We start from the raw sequence: 16,737 nt of genomic DNA, 5'->3' as shown, positions 1-16,737 counted from the left end.
GAGTGCCTCGCGCTTCCGATGGCTGCTCCCGCTTTGGACAATGACAGGATTAAAGGAGAAGCGTATGCAAAAAAGTGTCGTGTTTGACTTCGATGGAGTGATTATTGATTCGCTTGAGGTGCAGCGCAAGGCGTTCTATGACAGCTTTCAGCTCGTTTCCGACGGTCCGCTCCCTTCCTTTGAGGAGTTTCTTGGACACAGCGGTGATTCGATTCCGAATATTTTCGCCAAAATGAACCTGCCCCAGAGCATGGTCGAGCATTATCGCAAAATCGCCAGCTCCAACATCCACCTGATCGAGATTGTGGCGGGGATGGAAGACGTGCTGCGATACATTCAACAGGAAGGCTGGAAATGCGGATTGTGTACGGGAAAAGATCGCAAGCGCACCATCCACATCCTGGAAGAATTTCGCTTGATCGATTATTTTGATGGGGTGGTCTGTTCCGATGATGTCACCCATCCAAAGCCGCACCCGGAAAGTCTGCTTGTTGCCATTGAGCAATTGCAATCCGGTATTGATCACTCCGTCTTTGTTGGCGACGGGAAAAACGACCTGATCTGTGCCAGGGAGGCGCAAGTGAAAAGCATCGCAGTCGCCTGGGGCCATAATTCGGTAGAGGTGCTCCAGCAGGAAGCTCCTACTTTTTTTGCGTACAGTGTCGACGAACTGAGACAGGCATTGCAAACCCTTTTTCAACACCCGAGAGTGTCATTATAAATAAACGGGAGTGAGTGGAGTGGTGGATGAAGAGTTGATCCATTCAAAAATCGCGATCGTCGGCATGTCCTGCCGTGTTCCCGATGGCGATACCCCTTTGGCTTTTTGGCAAAACATCGTCCGCGGTGTGGAATCGATCAAGACGTTTACGGATGAGGAATTGAAGGAGGCAGGCGTTCCTGCTGATCTCCTTCACGACCCGCACTATGTAAAAAGAGGGGCCGTCCTGAACGATACAGCGTATTTCGACGCGGGCTTTTTCCGTTATACAGCCAAGGATGCCGAGATTACCGATCCGCAGCATCGCGTCTTTCTCGAATGCGCCTGGGAAGCGCTTGAGGATGCGGGCTGCGTCCAGGATATCGAGCGTCTTGTCGTGGGCGTGTACGCCAGCTCGTGCATCAGCAGCTACTTTTTGCGTCTGTACGAAGATCAGGAGCTGGTAAAAAGGCTTGGGCACGTGCAAATCGGCATCGGCAACGAAAAAGATTTTCTCGCTTCCAAGGTGTCGTTCAAGCTCGGCTTGCGCGGCCCTTCCGTCAATGTGCAGACAGCGTGCTCTTCCTCCTTGGTCGCGGTTCATTTGGCCAGCCAAAGTCTGCTGAATGGCGAGTGTGACATGGCGCTGGCAGGGGGCGTGACGATCCGCAGTGAACAGACAGCAGGCTATGTCTACCAAAAAGAAGGCATGGTTTCTCCGGATGGACATTGCCGTGTCTTTGATGCCGACTCTGCGGGAACGGTTTTTGGCAATGGCATCGGCATCGTGGTCTTGAAGCGGTTGGCAGATGCGATTCGCGATCGCGACAACATTCAGGCGGTCATCTGCGGCACTGCGGTCAACAATGACGGAGAAGAAAAAATCGGGTACACCGCGCCGAGTCCAATCGGTCAGGCGCAGGTCATTCACGAGGCGCTCACCGTCGCCAACGTTTCGCCGCGGGAAATCAGCTATATCGAAACGCATGGAACCGGAACCGAGCTGGGCGACGCGATTGAAATAAAAGCACTGAAAGAGGTTTTCCAGGCCGAGGCGACCTCGCGCCAATTTTGCGCCATCGGGTCTGTCAAACCGAATATCGGCCACCTGGATACGGCAGCGGGCATCGTCGGCCTAATCAAGACGGCCTTGGCTCTGAAACATCAAGTGATCCCGCCTTGCATTCACCACGAGCAGCCGAACCCGAAGCTGGCATTGGAGCATAGTCCCTTTTACGTCAACACACGTCCGCGTTCGTGGAAAGACGTCAGCGATTCGCCGAAGGCAGGCGTCAGTTCGTTTGGCATTGGCGGGACAAACGCCCATGTCGTTCTGGAAGCAGCTCCTGTCTATGCTTCCGATGCTTCTGCGAGACAGCAGCATCTGTTTTTGTTCTCAGCCAAAACAGAAAAGGCATTGGCGAATACGTGCCGGAAAATGGCGCAATTTTTCCGTGCCCAGCCTGCGCTTTCCCCTGCGGATGTGTCGTATACATTGCAGACGGGGCGCGCTCATTTTTCGCATCGGAAAATGGTGGTTTGCTCTTCCGTAGGAGAAGCTGCTCGCTTGCTGGAAGCAGCCGCAATCGGCACGGCAAGCGAAAGCAGGCAGGAGGAGCTTCGCACGGCTTTTTGGTTTTCAGCGCAAAACCAAGCGCTTTGCACGATGGCGCGCGAGCTGTACCAGACTGAACAGTGCTTTGCCCGCATCTTGGACGGTTATGTCCACGACTTGTCCAAAGCTGCGTTGGCTGCGCCCAGCCTGGATCGCCTTTTGACGGGTGCCGACCTGCTGCATAATGACGACGCTTTTGACCCGATGTACGGGGAACTGAGCCAGTTTCTTTGCCAAAGTGCCTTGGCCGACTTTTTGGTTTCTCTCGGAATCAAGCCGCAGGTGGCGATTGCGGACGGGGCAGGCTTGTTTGCGGCTGTCTATCAGGCGAAGCTGGCAACCGTGTCCGACCTCGCGAAAATCATCGTCCTGAAACACAAGTGGCTTCGGGCAGCAGAAGAACAACAAAGCCGGATCGAAGCAGAACTGGCTTCGCTGTTGCGGGCAATGCCAGCGGGCAGCGCGGATCACGCTATCTTGTCCGGCGGGACTTCTGTCACGAGCGAGCTGGTTGGTCAGACAAACTTTTGGCTGCACACCATGCAAGCATCCACTTTGCCAGCGACAGCAAAGGCTCCGCTCACGGAGAGCGATGTTCACCTTGTCATTGGGATCGGGATGAAGCAGCCATCCTGGGCGGAATGCAGCCTTCCTGCCATCCATCTGTTGCCTGCGCATGGAGAGATGGAGTCGGCGGAGTGGCGTTTTGCCAACAGCTTGGGCGAGCTTTGGCAGCAGGGGGCTGCGATTGATTGGCGGGAACGGTACTCCGGCGAGAACAGAAGCCGTTTGTCCCTTCCGACGTACGGGTTCGATCGCGACAAGTATTGGTTTGAGAAAAAAGCGCGCACCGCCGCCCCTCAGCCACAGCCTAATCTTTCTCGCAAAAACGAACCGGAGAAGTGGCTGTATCGGCCTGTGTGGAAGCAATACAACGGATCTGGCCGTACCCGTACAGACGACGAGCAGTCTGGCACCTACCTGCTGTTTATCGATACGGACGGAATCGGCGAAGCGGTCAAGCAAGCGCTGCAAGCAAAAGGAAAACGCGTGTGCACGGTAAAGGCAGGGCAGCACTTTTCCAAGCTGGACCCGAATGCGTACGAGATTCATCCCGAAGAAACGGAGCAGTATCTCGCGCTGTTGCGGGAAGTGTTTACGCCGGGCCAGACCTGGAAAATCGTGCACTTGTGGAGCCTTGCAAACGAGTGCGCAGATGCTTCCCCGGCTGCCGGGCCGTCTGTGTTTTACCGTCTGCTGCACTTGGGCCAATCGTTTGGCATGCTCGATCCGCAGCAGCAAATCCAGCTTTTCGTGATTGCGTCCGCGTCTCAATCGATCACCGGGAACGAAGCTTTGCTGCCACAGCAGGCTATGGCGCTCGGGGCGGCTCAGGTGCTCACGCAAGAATTTGGCAATGTCCGCTCGGCTTTCCTGGAAATCGAGCCGGAACCATTCGTGAAACAAGGGCAGCCTGGCATGACGCTGCTTGTGGAGGAGTTGCTGAAGCAAGAGCCGGAAAACTTGCTCGCGATCCGCAACCGTCATAAATGGGTGCGCACGTTTGAACCGCTTCGCTTGGACCCGCCGACAACTGCACAGCCCGAAGCAGGCGGCGTGCATCTGATTCTCGGGGGCTTGGGCGGAATTGGCTTGACCGCAGCGGGGGCGTTAGCCCAGCACGGTCCAGCTACGATCATTTTGACAGGACGTTCGCCATTTTTGCCGGAAACGCAGTGGGAGGAATACATATCCACCACTCTCCCAAGCGACTCGCTGCACCAGAAAATTCGCGAACTGATGCAGTTGAAAGCATTGGGCGCCAAAATTCATCTGTATCAGGTCGATGTAAGCGATGAAGCACAAATGAAGGCTCTTTTGGAAGAGATAGAGGCGACGATCGGACGGATTGACGGAATCATCTTTTCTGCTGGCAGAGTCGTGAGCGATTTCTTTCAGCACGCGATCCCCCATATCCGTCGCGACATGTGTGAAGCGGAGTTTGCGGTCAAACAAACAGGGCTGCTCGTTCTGGAAAAGCTGATCCGGGAAAAAGAGATCGGGTACTGCCTGGTCAATTCCTCGCTGTCCTCGATACTCGGCGGAATCGGACTGGTTGCCTATACGGCGGCTAACCAATTCATGGACAGCTTTGTGCAAAAAGTGAACCAAGGGCAGCAGCGAACGCGATGGATGTCTGTCGGTTGGGACGCCTGGAACTTTTCGCTTGCCGATCCAGGCAGCCGCACAGCGACAAGCGAACGGCTGGAGCAATTGATTTCGCCCGCAGAAGGCCGACAACTGTTTGCGCATTTGTTTTCCCTTCTGCACCAGGAAGAGCATGTCATCGTGTCCACGACAGACCTGGAGCCGCGGCTTGAGCAGTGGGTAAACCGCCCTCGCTACATAAAAGCAGGCAAGCAAGAGAGCCAGAAAGAGATTCCCCTGGAGCAACTGCTGCAGGAGACGATTCAGGACGCGATTGGGAATGCGAACATGGGACTGGACGACAATTTCTTTGATGCAGGCGTCACGTCGCTTGATATTGTCGGGATCAACGATATTCTCCAGAAAACGATTCAGAAGCCTGTTCTGATCTCTTCCTGGTTCGAATACCCGACCATCCGCAAGCTGGCCGGGTACCTGAAAGCGGAAGACAACGATACGGCGGCAAACGATCATGGCTTCGATCGCTCTGAAATTGTCCATAAAGGGATGGATAAATTAAAGCTGCTGCGCCAAAAAGGAAAGGAGGTGCGAAATGGCTGACACGCGAAACTTCAACGGCCTGGAAATCGCCGTGATCGGCTTATCCTGCCGCTTTCCAGGAGCGAACAATCGCCAGCAATTTTGGAACAACCTCAAGGACGGGCTGGAGGCGATCACGTTTTTTAGCGACGACGAGCTTAGAGCAGAAGGAGTACCACAAGAGCTGATCGAGCATGAAAACTACGTCAAGGCTGGTGCGATCATCGATCAGTTTGAATATTTTGACGAACGCTTTTTCGGGTACAGCCCCAAAGACGCTCTGGTCATGGATCCGCAAGTTCGCCTGTTTCACGAGGTAGCCTGGGAAGCTATGGAAGACGCCGGATACGTCCCTGACCATTATCCCGGATTAGTGGGTGTCTTTGCCGGAGCATCGAGCAATTACAGCTGGAATGCCAGAGTGTATTCGTACGAAGGGGAGCACCGGGATCTCTTTTCCGAAATCCAGTTGAGCAACAAAGACTTCCTCGCCTCGCGCATTTCCTACAAGTTCAATTTAAAAGGGCCGAGCTTGACGCTCACCACCGCATGCTCGACTTCGTTGACCGCCATTCACGCCGCTTGCCGCAGCTTGCTCAGCGGCGAATGCGACATGGCGATTGCAGGTGGCTGCTCGATTTTGATTCCGCACAAGAGCGGATATATGTACGAAGAAGGGCACTTTCTGTCAAAAAACGGCCAAATTCGCGCCTTTGACGAAGCGGCATCCGGCATCCTGTTCGGGAACGGCGTCGGAGTGGTCGTGTTAAAGCCGCTGGAAAATGCGCTGGCGGACAAAGACCATATATGGGCGATTATCAAAGGCAGCGCCGTCAACAACGACGGCAACCGCAAAGCGGGATACATGGCTCCAAGCGTCGAGGGGCAAAAAGAGGTCATTCAAAGCGCCTTGCAGCTCTCCGATGTAGAGGCGGAAAGCATCTCGTACATTGAAACGCACGGGACTGGAACACAGCTCGGAGATTCCATCGAGTTTACGGCGCTCAAGCAAGTGTTTCGCGAGCGGCAAAGCGAGTGCGTCCTAGGCTCGGTCAAAAACAACATCGGCCATCTCGATGCAGCGTCAGGAGTAGCGGGTTTCGTGAAGACCGTCCTCGCCCTAAAGCACCGCCAGATCCCGCCGATGATCAATTTTGCCAGGAGCAACCCGGCTTTGGACATGGAAAACAGCCGCTTTGCGATCAACACCACACTGCGCGAATGGCAGCGTGGAGCGTATCCGTTGCGGGCGGGAATCAGCTCGTTTGGCGTCGGGGGGCAAAATGCGCATCTGATCGTCGAGGAAGCGCCAGAGGTCAGCGAATCGCTGGATACAGAGCAGCAGCCACAGCTCGTTTTGCTGTCCGCGCAAAACAGCGAATCGCTGGAACAAATGGCAGACAATCTGGCAAAGCATCTCGAAGAGCATCCCGAGGCAGTTGTTAAGCGACGAACCTCTTGAAACGGTGAATCTTGTGACAGAGCTTTTGAAATCCGGCGCACATCCGGCCCAGTTGGCCCAACTGGTTGCTTTGGCCGCGGCGGAGCGGATTGTTGGCTTCCATACCCAGAATGACTTCGGGGATTGGCTCTCCGTTTTGCATACGTTTACCTATGCCCACGCCGTGCACGAACGTTTGCGCCGCTCAAGCCATCCATTGCTCATCCGCGCCATCTACCACGGGCTAATCAGAATTTATTTGGATCGTTTTTTGAATATCCCTGCGGCACGCCGCCCAGATGGCTCGGCCGTAACAGCCGTCGACACTACTTGTCCAGAGCGGCTGCTGGAAATTTTGGATCAACGCCAGCAGGTGAAAGAAGCGGCGCGCTGGACAGCCGGCTACCTGCACGCTGGCGGCAATCCCGACGCCTTGCTTAACACTTTGGGTCATGCGCTTTTACGCGAAGACGCCGAATTTCATTCGTTTCAAATGTACGAAGCGGCAGTAGCCGAATATGACCGCTGGGCGATGCGTAGCGACGCTTTTGCCACTCGCGCTGGTGAAACGATGCTTCTGGCAGCAACCCGCTATTTGGCTGCCCATGCACCAACCCCGCGCGAACAGCCGCATATGGCCCAAATAGCCGTACGGCTGCATCGGGGAGAGCGGCTATTTGAAGAAGCGTAATCCTAACATGAAGCTTTGATTGAAGAGATGACTTACTTGTCATCTTTTTGTTTCTGAATACCTCTTTTATCTTCCAATTACATTAATGACGAAGCGACTAATGCCGGATTTTTGACTTCCACAACGGTCATTATTGTTCCTGTTCCCCAATTCCGGCCAAGCACGGCCCATTCTTACGTATTCGATGTCACAAGTCAGAGCCTTACGTTGTTATATGTGCAAAACGTTAAGGAGCTGAGGAAAGATGAACGACTTAACTTGCGTAATCATTGGAGGAGGCCATGTAGGTCTTCATTCGCTTAAAGCGATAAAGGAAGAAACACATGGAATGGTGAACGGACGTCGTCTTCGGTTTGTTCTGATCGACAAGCAATCCGGTCATATGCGCAAAATGCTGTTGTTCCGGCCGGCTGTTGGCCAGGAAGACATTATGGTTCCATGGACACATTATTCGTTCTCAGAAGGTGTCGAATTCGTTCAAGGCAAGGTTACGTCTGTGGACAGCGGGGCAAAACAGATTCAATATGAAGATACGCATGGTAATCATGCTCTCATGCCATATGATATTCTGGTCGTGGCGGTCGGGAGCATCGTTCGGAGACCGGAACCTGATCGGGGCGGCATCGCCTTGACCGATCCGCTAGCTGCGGCGGCCATCCGGGAACGCTGGCATGCTAACTTGCGGAAGGCAGTTAGTGAGATGAATCCTGAGGAACGAAAGAGATTGATGTCGATCGCGGTTGCGGGCGCGGGCATCAGCGGCGTTGAGACATCTGCCGAGCTGGCGCTTGAGATGCGGAGAGAAGCATCGTCACTAGGGCTGAACCCCTCAAATATCTCTGTTTATTTGTTGAGTGGACAAAAACGATTGTTCATGGAAGGGCCCGAAAAAGTCGGGATAAAATTGGATCAGGCTCTCAGCAATTGCGGCGTAAAAGTTCTTTACAATCGTAAAGTGACAAAGGCGGAAGAAGATGCGGTGCAGCTCAGCAATGGCGACCGTCTGCCCGTTGGTCTATGTATCTGGACAATTGGTTTGATTCCGAATCCCGCCCTTCAAAGCATGGGATTGCCGCTTACTTCGGATGGTCAAGTGCTGGTGGATGAATGTTACCGCGTCCCAGGAGCGCAAGGCGTGTACAGCATCGGAGACTGTGCAAGAATCGTTGATCCGAGTAATGGCAAGGCGGATCTGATGAGAGCCGGAGAAGGTGCGCTGCAGGCAGATAAACTGGGGAAAATCGTAATGGCCGATCTGGAGGGCCGCCCTGCCCCGGTTCACAAATCCCCTAGCTCGATAATCGATTTCTTCTGTATCGGCTTAGGAGAAGATCGCGGGTTTGTATGGGGAAGAAAGTGGGGGCTTAATATGTTCATAACGGGAAAACTGGGGTGGAAAATCAGAAAACTGGCGTGGGACAAAGGCAGCATGCTACGCTAGCAAATAGATACCACAATCAACAGCCGAAATGAGTGAGATGATGGATGGAGGAATTGTTCGTTCAGTATAGAGCGCTTATGTTCACTCTGGCATACCAATTGACAGGTTCCGCAGCAGACGCGGAAGATGCGGTGCAGGACGTGTTTGTCAAGGCGTGCCAAGTACATCCCGAACGTCTAGATGAGCCTAAGGCTTATTTGTGCAAAATGGTAACCAATCGTTGCCTCAATCTGCAGAAATCGGCACGGAAGAAGAGGGAGTTGTACGTCGGTCCATGGCTCCCCGAACCGGTTCGGACGCAGGAGGCGGAATCGCTCGAGACGACAGTCATCCGCCGGGATCTGCTGTCATACGCGATGCTTGTACTGCTCGAGCGGCTGACGCCGACAGAGCGGACGGTCTTTGTCCTACGTGAGGCGCTAGGCTTCGACTACCCTGAAATTGCGGAACTGCTCGGCAAGCAAGAGGCGAACTGCCGCAAGCTGTTAAGCCGGGCAAGAAACAAAATGGGCATCGCCGAGGATGAGCAGGTTGCGGCCGAAGTAATCGAATTGGAATGGGTTAGCCGATTCCTCATCTCTCTGGAGCAAGGGAACGTTGATCATCTAATGTCGCTGTTGGCCGAAGACGTCATGTTCGTCGCCGACGGAGGCGGGAAAGCAAAAGCGTTCAGGCATCCGGTGAAAACACCCGAGCTTGTGGCTCGAGTTCTATTCGCCGGAATCCAGAAGTTAAGGTCCTATTCCCAGGGAGATTTCCGTTTCGAGGTTGTCCCTCTGAACGGGGAGACCAGCATCATAATCCGTTTGGGGAGCGAAACCGTGGCTGCAGTATTCATCCAACTCCGACACGGAAAGCTTACGCGAATCTATGCTGTACGTAACCCGGATAAGCTTGCCCAGGTTTAGGTAGTGAAATGAAATTTTCATAAACCATACAACAAACAGGAAACGTTAGATCGACAATACAGCGGCAGTCTATAACTTTATTTTCTCGTTCAGGCCTGCCGCCGTTTGAAATACTACTATAAATTGGACACATATACACAACGACTCTTTGGGCGAACACTTCTACGGTGTTCGCTCTCTTATATGGTTGTTCATGAGAGTGCTGGGTCTACCTGTTTACCTAACAATATCATTATTATTCAAGTCTGCATCGAATAGTATGTTTACAGGGAGGGGTAGGTTATACAAACACTATTGTCTGTCATCCGGGATTCCCAGAGCGTAGCGGGGGTTTTGCTCAATCGGTAACAAAACCATTAGGGGAAATTGGTGAGCAAAGGAAAGAATACGTATAAGAGGCATAATTAATGAAAAGAATCATCCAAAAATTTAATTATGCTAAGCACGATCAAAAAACAAAAGTTATAATATGGTGAAATTCAGTTCATGAAAATGCTATTTCATGAACTGAGTTTAATAAGAATGAACTTAAACGGCACTAATTAAGACATACATGCGCAACCATTCTATATAACGAAGGAAATGCAGATCTACTGGCTATTTCTGAACTTCTTGGCCATAAAGACCCCAGTACTAATAAAATTTATACGAAGATCAAACAGGAAAAAATGCGTTCAGTGCTTGAATCCAATCCATTAAACTATTAGAGATTTCCTTCTTTTCAAGTTCAAGTGGTTGCACAAATGATGCAACCACTTTTGCTTTAATGTACAGATGTTGCTTTTAAACTCTTGTACCAATGGAGTAATGTTTACGTTAACAGACAACAGTCTCAACGATTTCTGCTCTTTTTATCAGTTTACATAATATATATTATCGGACTCAAAATAATATCAAGCAAAACAGCAGTGAAGAACCACCTATCCCAGCCGAAAATGACCAACCAGCACCAACAACAAACTCAAATCAGGCCAACCGTACATAACCAGCCATTTGCCATACAGCCGCCACAAATAACCGGCATGATCCAAACTGTTTTCCTTCGACAAAATGCATCATTCGTCAAAGTCTCACATCAAATAGCTGATAGGACGTAAATGCCCGGCATTGCCGATTTTCCGCTGGCTCAATAAGATTCATCCATGACAACAAATCCAAGCAAGCTTTCACAATAGCTTCAGCAGCTCTGGATCTGTAAAAGCTAAAGCTTTATATCTATGAACGGTAAACCACAAACCACCACGCTCTAAGACATGTCCCTCAGACAACACCACAAAAATTCACCCACACGAAAAATAATGAAATATTTTTAAAATTATATATTTACATTTATTGTAAATTAAATTATATTACAATTAAGATCACTATGACTAAAAAACAACCACACTCACCTGGAGGTCCCGACATGACAAAAGTAAAAACAAAATCGACGGCAGCCACCACCTCTTCCAAAAAAAGATCCTACGAAGATACGCTAAATAACCTGGCCCACTACTTGGAGAAAAAACCAGGCAAACGAAAATAAAAACAAAGAGTGCCCGGCAAAAGCGGCACTCTGTTTGGCGTGAATCGAGGCTACGCCATCCTCTCTCTTCTCTTCCTTGCTCCACTACCTCTTGTCGATCCCCTCAGCCAATCGCTACTCTTCTTCTGGAGACTCCATCCAGCCTATCACGTAAAAATCCGTCAACAAGCGAACGATTTTCCCATCTGCATCGTAACCGATATAGCTTGCGTAGCTGCCATCGCCCCAGCCGGACGAAAACATGGCAATGTTTGCGCCATCCCCCATGTCTTTCACCAGCCAGTTCCGTGTGTGTTTGTACGTCTGATCCATTTCCTCCATCAATGTTTCGAAGTATGTATCATCCTGCTCCATTTTGCTCTCCAATTGTTTGCATGCCACTTCGTCCATAAAGCAGCCTATGCCTGCGTCAACGCCGTAGCCAAAAAACTCATGAGGTGCGAGCTGAGAGACGTCCGAGTTTTCCCAGACCGCCATTTTCCAACTCACTACCGGCTTATCTGCAAACACAATCCGGGCCAAAGCGACGCGCTCATCCGGTTCCAATTCTTCCTCTGGCGACTTCGCTTCATCCAAATGCTGTACTTGTGCAATCGCGAGCTGAACCGGGAAGCTGCCTGTCGGGAATGTTTCCGTAAATGGTTCCGTTTCAAACATGACTAGCGGGTCATTGGCGACGATTTTTCCTGTTTGAATCTGGAGCTGGCCGATGTCTTGGCGGAAAAGGCGGTATTCATAGCCGTCCTGTTCCGTACGAAATCCTGCTGCAAATGCGCTCTCAAAAAAATCAGGATAATGCTCTCTCACACGTCATTCCTCCTAGCAAATCCATTTGGTATCGCTACAGAATGAAGCAACCCACTGTCAGGTAGTTGCCAGCGGGTTGTCAGTCTTCGCATTCGTTTCTTGCTTGTTTATTTCGTTAAAGCTGCGTCCAGCGCCACTTCGATCATTTCGTTGAACGTCGTTTGGCGCTCATCCGCCGAAGTCTCTTCTCCGGTCAAAATGTGGTCGCTTACGGTCAAGATGGACAAGGCGTTGCGTTTATGCTTGGCAGCCAATGTGTACAGCGCGGAAGACTCCATTTCGACGGCAAGCACCTGGTAAGTCGCCAGTTTTTTGTACAGGTCAAAATTTTCGCGGTAGAAGCTGTCGCTGGTGAAAATATTGCCGACTTTGACCGACAGGTTGCGTTCAGATGCTACTTGGTAAGCTTTGTGCAAAAGTTCAAAGCTCGCTGTCGGAGCAAAGTCAATCTGGTTGAACAGCAAGCGGTTTACTTGCGAATCAGAAGAAGCGCTCATCGCGATGATGACGTCGCGCACTTTGATGTCTTCCTGGATCGCTCCGCACGTTCCGACGCGAATCAAGTTTTGCACGCCGTAGGACTCCATCAGTTCATTCACGTAAATCGAGATAGACGGAACGCCCATGCCTGTTCCTTGGACGGAGACGCGTTTGCCTTTGTATGTACCTGTGAATCCGAGCATGCCGCGCACTTCATTGTAGCACTCGGCGCCTTCCAGGAAAGTTTCCGCAATGTATTTGGCGCGCAACGGATCGCCAGGCAGCAAAATCGTTTCTGCGATTTGTCCTTGCTTCGCTCCAATATGTATACTCATAATCGCTTGCTCCTTCTCTTACAAAAAATTTCCTACCTGACTATCGTACTACAAAAACCGAACGATGCAAAATGAAAAATAGAGAGCGATACTATGGCAGCATCGCTTATTTGAACCGTGTATGTCATTCGTCTGGTTGCTGTAAAAAGGAGATGGCCTCCAGGTGATCTCCCAAGTCTGTCAACTTGCTTTGCGCATCGCGTTCCGGCGTGATTCGCTGCTCCTTGCCTGAAAGCCGCTCAATCCTCGTGCGGATAGATGTCACGCGCAGTTCTTTTTGCAAAGCGATCGCTTGTGCTACGGCTGGGACGAGAAAATAGTGGGCACCGATCGAGGAAGCAGCTTCCCGCGTGATGGCAAAAGGAAGATCGTTCATCGACGCACCGCCAAGCTCACTGCGATTGAGCAAGCTATTGAGGAATTGTTTGGCTAACTGCACCGGGTACTGTTCTTCCTTCACCCTTACAGGTGAACAGGCGGCGTGCCGTACAGCAATATCACCGCCGCGATAGCAGGAACGGACAAACGGCTGAAGCTCGTGGGCGGCGACGATTTGCTCCGCCGCAAGAAACAGCCACACGTCGCCCGTCGCTTCGCGCGCTCCCACTGTACGCCACACATCTTCCCCGAGCGCAAAAGGATAGACGAAGATGCGCAAGGCGCTGCCAGAGTAGGAAAGTACCTGTTCCAGCGAGCGATCTTGACTGCCGTGCACGACGACGACGATTTCCAAGGGACAGAGCTTCTCAGCCTGTTTGAGCACCTTGAGCACCGTTTTTTCATCCTGTTCGACTCCGACGATAATGCTTAGTCTGCCCTGATTCTCCCATTTTTCCACATGGCTAATGCGGACGCCTTTTGCGTCTTTGCGCTCTCTTGCGGATTCTCTTGGTCCTTTCTTTCCGTTTGGCACCCCATCCATCGGCCTCCTTGTCGTCTGATTCCTGGTAGAACACAGAACGCAGATGCAAAAGTCCTGTTTCTTGCGCCAAAATCCGGTGTCGTTCCCCATCCGGCATGGCTCCGCGCTCATTTTTATCTTGGAGGAGCATGTGAATCGCTCGCGCATGTTCCTCGAATAAGACTGATTTTGGTTTGGCTAAAGCCTGACTTGGCGGCAATCGCTTTCGTGCGGAGCGCTCGATTGGCTCACAGGTGATGGCAAGACCTTTTTTGACGGCTTTCACAAGCGCCACGGCCGGAATGCACAAGGCTCGAAAGTCGATCGTCTCCAACGCCTTGCGGTTCAGTATGAACGGAGCCTTTTCCAACGAAGCCGAACCGAACTGCCGATGACCGAGCAACTGATTCAGGAAGGAAAAGGCGTAGCGGACAGAGCCCGGCTTCGTTTTTGCCTGTCCATAGTCGTCTGCGCACATGACGACGTCATAGCCTTGCTGGACTTTTGCGATCCACTTTTTATAACAAGCCTGTGACAAGCCGTTTCGCTCGTCCAGAAAAAGCAGAACGCTTCCCGTTGCGTGCTTGGCGCCAATCGCCCGGCATTCGCTGCTGCTGGCATTGCTCTCGGCCGCAATCACTTTCGCTCCCCACACGTAAGATACAGAGACATCGTCCGCATGGGGCTGCAACCCTGCGCAGACGATGACCATTTCCGCGCCAGGAGTCACTTGCTTGACAGCGTGAACCAAGCGCTCTACATTCCTGGCCTGGTCATGGGTCGGGATAATGACGGACAAAAGACCTTGTACATCGTGTGTAGCGTCCATCGGCAGTTCCCCCCATCGACAGAAATGTAAGGCTTTACCCATATTGTACGTTTCCCGGCAACAATAGGACACGGCTGCTATCCCCGCGCGTTCTATCCAAATCCGCATGCAAAAAAGCAGGACGATGGAAGCGTTGTCCGTCGCCCTGCTTTTGATTGCCTGCCTTGCATTCCCTTTTGTCAATTTACGCGGCGCTGCCAATCGCGCTGCCGGACTCGACGCGCTTTGCGCGAGCGGGCGATGGCACAGCCGATCAAGAACAAATTCATCCCCAGCCAGGCGATCAGCACGCTGTATCGCGCCACGGGAGGACTGTCGTCCAATGCTAACGCCGAAGCGATTACTGTCGGTTTCGGTTGCACAGGTAGATCGTGGCGCTCTAGCGGGTAGGAAACCGCAAGTGCCCCGGCCGTGACGGAGAGCTGTCCGTCTGAAGCGAGCTGGACGAGCGGCTCCGTGCCTTTTGGAACAGTCGCGTACAAATCATCCTTTGCCGAGTAAGTCACTTGGCTGTCACTGCCCGGTGACGACACCTCTGTGTAACGCTCTCCTTTGGCGGCAATTTGCTTCGTCTCATAGCCGTTCAACCCGAAATCGAGCAGCTTGACTACGTCTTTGTACGCATAGTTGCTTGAAGCCGCTTTCATCGTGACAGCGATCATCTCCGTATCGCCGCGTTTGGCAGAGCCAACCAATGTATGCATCGCCTGATCGGTAAAACCATTCTTGATCCCGGTTGCCCCGGGATAATCGCGCAGCAGCTTGTTGTGATTGATCAGCTCCGATTTCCATTCCTTCCCGTCCCATGGCAGGCGGTTGGTGCCGACGATTTGCCGGAAAATCGGATTTTTCATCGCGTACTGGGCGATTTTGGCCATGTCGGCGGCTGTCGTGTAATGATTCGGATCGTGCAAGCCGTGTGCGTTGGCAAAATGAGTTTCTGTCACGCCCACTTTTTCAGCCAAGTAAGCGTTCAGTTCCTGGGCGAACTGCTCGGTAGTGCCGCTCATATGCTCCGCGATCGCAGTCGCAGCGTCATTTCCCGAGTGCATCAGCAAGCCGTATTCCAGTTTGCGCAGCGAGACTTGCTCGCCTTCTCCCAGGTAAACCCGCGTTCCTTCTTCAAATCTGGCTTTTTTGGAAACCGTGACGGTATCATCCGGATTTCCTTTTTCGATGGCGTAAATGCCGGTAGCGATTTTCGTTATGCTGGCAGGGTATAGCCTGACATGAGGGTTCTTTTCAAACAGGACTTGTCCCGTTGTCGCATCGATGAGGATGGCCGATTCGCCAAACAGTTGGTCTGGTGCAATCGCAGGCGCTCCCTCAGCAAAAGCCACAGGCACGTCGAGATTGACCATCACCGTGACCACAACGAGAAGGTACGTGAGTAGAAAGCGCATGTTAGTCTAAATCCTTTCCTTGCTTGTCGGGTGTTAACGTATGGCTTTTGACTATTTGACTGGATGACGCTCGGCTTTGGCCGTTATTTCAACCGCTTGCCGAGCAAATCGTGAATCATTTTGAACTTCGGATTGTCCGCAAAAGCTTCCTCGAAGCCGCTGACGTGCTCGCGGTACAAAGCTGCGGCAGACTCCAAATCTTGTTTGACGTAGAGCGAAAAAATTTCTTCCAGCTTTTCTTCAAGCGTCGAATCCACTTCCGCCGGAGTCAAAATCTCCTGGCGCAGGTTGTTCATCAACACATCGAGCTGATGGGTGATGACAGACGCTTCATGCAGCTGTTGCAGCACATCCTTCGGAATATTTCCGTCGTATTTGTAGCGCAGCTCGTGCTCGTTTGTCGCCCAGAAGTTCATGCCGAGTGTACGAATTTGGATTTCACAAAAAAGGGTACGCTTTTCGCTCCCGTGATATACGGTATAAGAAACAATCATATGGATACTGCGGTAACCGGAATCTTTCGGGTTAGCGATGTAGTCCTTGATGTCGTGAATGACGATATCTTCCCGCTCATACAACAACTGCTGTACTTCTCTGACGTCATCGACATAGCGGCAAACTACGCGCAAGCCGGCGATATCCTGAACTTCCTTGCCGACTTCCTCTTGCCAGTTGGCTTGCTGAAAATCGATTCCCTTCTCGTTCGCCTTTTTGATGAGACTGTCCACTTTCTTGACTCGCCCCACCACAAATTCAATCGGAGAATAGCGGCCGCTTTTCAAAAAGCCGTACTTGATTCCTTTCAGTTTGAGCTTCAATTCCTCTACTGCCTGTTCATACGGTGCCAAGAAATGGACCATATTGTTCAAGACTTTGCTTGGCACATGGGTACCTCTCATAAAAAACACCTCCA

12 protein-coding genes and 1 pseudogene are annotated in these 16,737 nt (G+C 51.8%); 7 read left to right on the top strand and 6 right to left on the bottom strand.

Annotated features, from left to right (window positions below):
* The first annotated feature begins 64 nt into the window (after positions 1–64).
* The 7 genes and pseudogenes from NST23_RS14485 to NST23_RS28455 form a co-directional block, all read left to right on the top strand.
* Positions 65–721: an HAD family hydrolase gene (locus tag NST23_RS14485; RefSeq protein WP_122966475.1), complete on the top strand. Its 657-nt coding sequence runs from the start codon at positions 65–67 to the stop codon at positions 719–721.
* 19 nt (positions 722–740) lie between these two features.
* On the top strand, positions 741–5,084 hold the full coding sequence (locus NST23_RS14480; RefSeq protein WP_173597318.1) for an SDR family NAD(P)-dependent oxidoreductase: 4,344 nt from the start codon (positions 741–743) through the stop codon (positions 5,082–5,084).
* Positions 5,077–6,525 (top strand): type I polyketide synthase, encoded by a 1,449-nt coding sequence (locus tag NST23_RS14475; RefSeq protein WP_340963953.1) that lies wholly within the window; start codon positions 5,077–5,079, stop codon positions 6,523–6,525. Before NST23_RS14480 ends, NST23_RS14475 begins: the two co-directional genes overlap by 8 nt.
* Positions 6,526–6,538: 13 nt before the next feature.
* Positions 6,539–7,195, top strand: coding sequence for a hypothetical protein (locus NST23_RS14470; RefSeq protein ID WP_340963951.1), 657 nt, complete (start codon positions 6,539–6,541; stop codon positions 7,193–7,195).
* 244 nt (positions 7,196–7,439) lie between these two features.
* Complete coding sequence (locus NST23_RS14465; protein WP_274873945.1) at positions 7,440–8,636, top strand: NAD(P)/FAD-dependent oxidoreductase; 1,197 nt, start codon at positions 7,440–7,442, stop codon at positions 8,634–8,636.
* Between the two features lie 44 nt (positions 8,637–8,680).
* Positions 8,681–9,544, top strand: a complete 864-nt coding sequence (gene sigJ / locus NST23_RS14460) for an RNA polymerase sigma factor SigJ (protein ID WP_340963948.1) — start codon at positions 8,681–8,683, stop codon at positions 9,542–9,544.
* Positions 9,545–10,098: 554 nt separating this feature from the next.
* A pseudogene (locus NST23_RS28455) lies at positions 10,099–10,251 on the top strand (tyrosine-type recombinase/integrase); the annotation flags it as partial.
* A 932-nt stretch (positions 10,252–11,183) separates the two neighbouring features.
* Here the strand turns inward: NST23_RS28455 and NST23_RS14455 are convergent.
* The 6 genes from NST23_RS14455 to NST23_RS14430 all read right to left on the bottom strand — a co-directional run bounded on the left by NST23_RS14455 (position 11,184) and on the right by NST23_RS14430 (position 16,723).
* Positions 11,184–11,876 (bottom strand): DUF4241 domain-containing protein, encoded by a 693-nt coding sequence (locus NST23_RS14455; protein ID WP_340963945.1) that lies wholly within the window; start codon positions 11,874–11,876, stop codon positions 11,184–11,186.
* Between the two features lie 107 nt (positions 11,877–11,983).
* Complete coding sequence (deoD, locus tag NST23_RS14450) at positions 11,984–12,691, bottom strand: purine-nucleoside phosphorylase (protein ID WP_122966507.1); 708 nt, start codon at positions 12,689–12,691, stop codon at positions 11,984–11,986.
* Positions 12,692–12,815: 124 nt separating this feature from the next.
* A complete protein-coding gene (locus NST23_RS14445) occupies positions 12,816–13,604 on the bottom strand; it encodes a glycosyltransferase family A protein (protein ID WP_229049679.1) in 789 nt (262 codons plus the stop codon).
* A complete protein-coding gene (locus tag NST23_RS14440) occupies positions 13,534–14,421 on the bottom strand; it encodes a glycosyltransferase family 2 protein (RefSeq protein ID WP_281869976.1) in 888 nt (295 codons plus the stop codon). The genes NST23_RS14445 and NST23_RS14440 overlap by 71 nt, the downstream gene beginning before the upstream one ends.
* 179 nt (positions 14,422–14,600) lie before the next feature.
* The gene (locus tag NST23_RS14435; RefSeq protein WP_340963943.1) at positions 14,601–15,824 is read right to left on the bottom strand and encodes a D-alanyl-D-alanine carboxypeptidase family protein; all 1,224 of its coding nucleotides are present in this window, start codon (positions 15,822–15,824) and stop codon (positions 14,601–14,603) included.
* Between the two features lie 83 nt (positions 15,825–15,907).
* Positions 15,908–16,723: a GTP pyrophosphokinase gene (locus NST23_RS14430; protein ID WP_122966511.1), complete on the bottom strand. Its 816-nt coding sequence runs from the start codon at positions 16,721–16,723 to the stop codon at positions 15,908–15,910.
* Positions 16,724–16,737 lie beyond the last annotated feature (14 nt).

Origin of the sequence: Brevibacillus sp. FSL K6-0770 (assembly GCF_038000275.1) — a bacterium.
Lineage (GTDB): Bacteria > Bacillota > Bacilli > Brevibacillales > Brevibacillaceae > Brevibacillus > Brevibacillus parabrevis.
Note: the sequence above shows the minus strand (reverse complement) of the source record. Positions and strands in the feature narration are given on the sequence as shown.

What these genes read in the sequence shown, in the direction of transcription:
- NST23_RS14485 (WP_122966475.1), top strand. Translation starts at nt 65, where the DNA reads ATGCAAAAAAGTGTCGTGTTTGACTTCGATGGAGTGATTATTGATTCG.
- NST23_RS14475 (WP_340963953.1), top strand. Translation starts at nt 5,077, where the DNA reads ATGGCTGACACGCGAAACTTCAACGGCCTGGAAATCGCCGTGATCGGC.
- NST23_RS14465 (WP_274873945.1), top strand. Translation starts at nt 7,440, where the DNA reads ATGAACGACTTAACTTGCGTAATCATTGGAGGAGGCCATGTAGGTCTT.
- sigJ (WP_340963948.1), top strand. Translation starts at nt 8,681, where the DNA reads ATGGAGGAATTGTTCGTTCAGTATAGAGCGCTTATGTTCACTCTGGCA.
- deoD (WP_122966507.1), bottom strand. Translation starts at nt 12,691, where the DNA reads ATGAGTATACATATTGGAGCGAAGCAAGGACAAATCGCAGAAACGATT.
- NST23_RS14440 (WP_281869976.1), bottom strand. Translation starts at nt 14,421, where the DNA reads ATGGACGCTACACACGATGTACAAGGTCTTTTGTCCGTCATTATCCCG.
- NST23_RS14435 (WP_340963943.1), bottom strand. Translation starts at nt 15,824, where the DNA reads ATGCGCTTTCTACTCACGTACCTTCTCGTTGTGGTCACGGTGATGGTC.
- NST23_RS14430 (WP_122966511.1), bottom strand. Translation starts at nt 16,723, where the DNA reads ATGAGAGGTACCCATGTGCCAAGCAAAGTCTTGAACAATATGGTCCAT.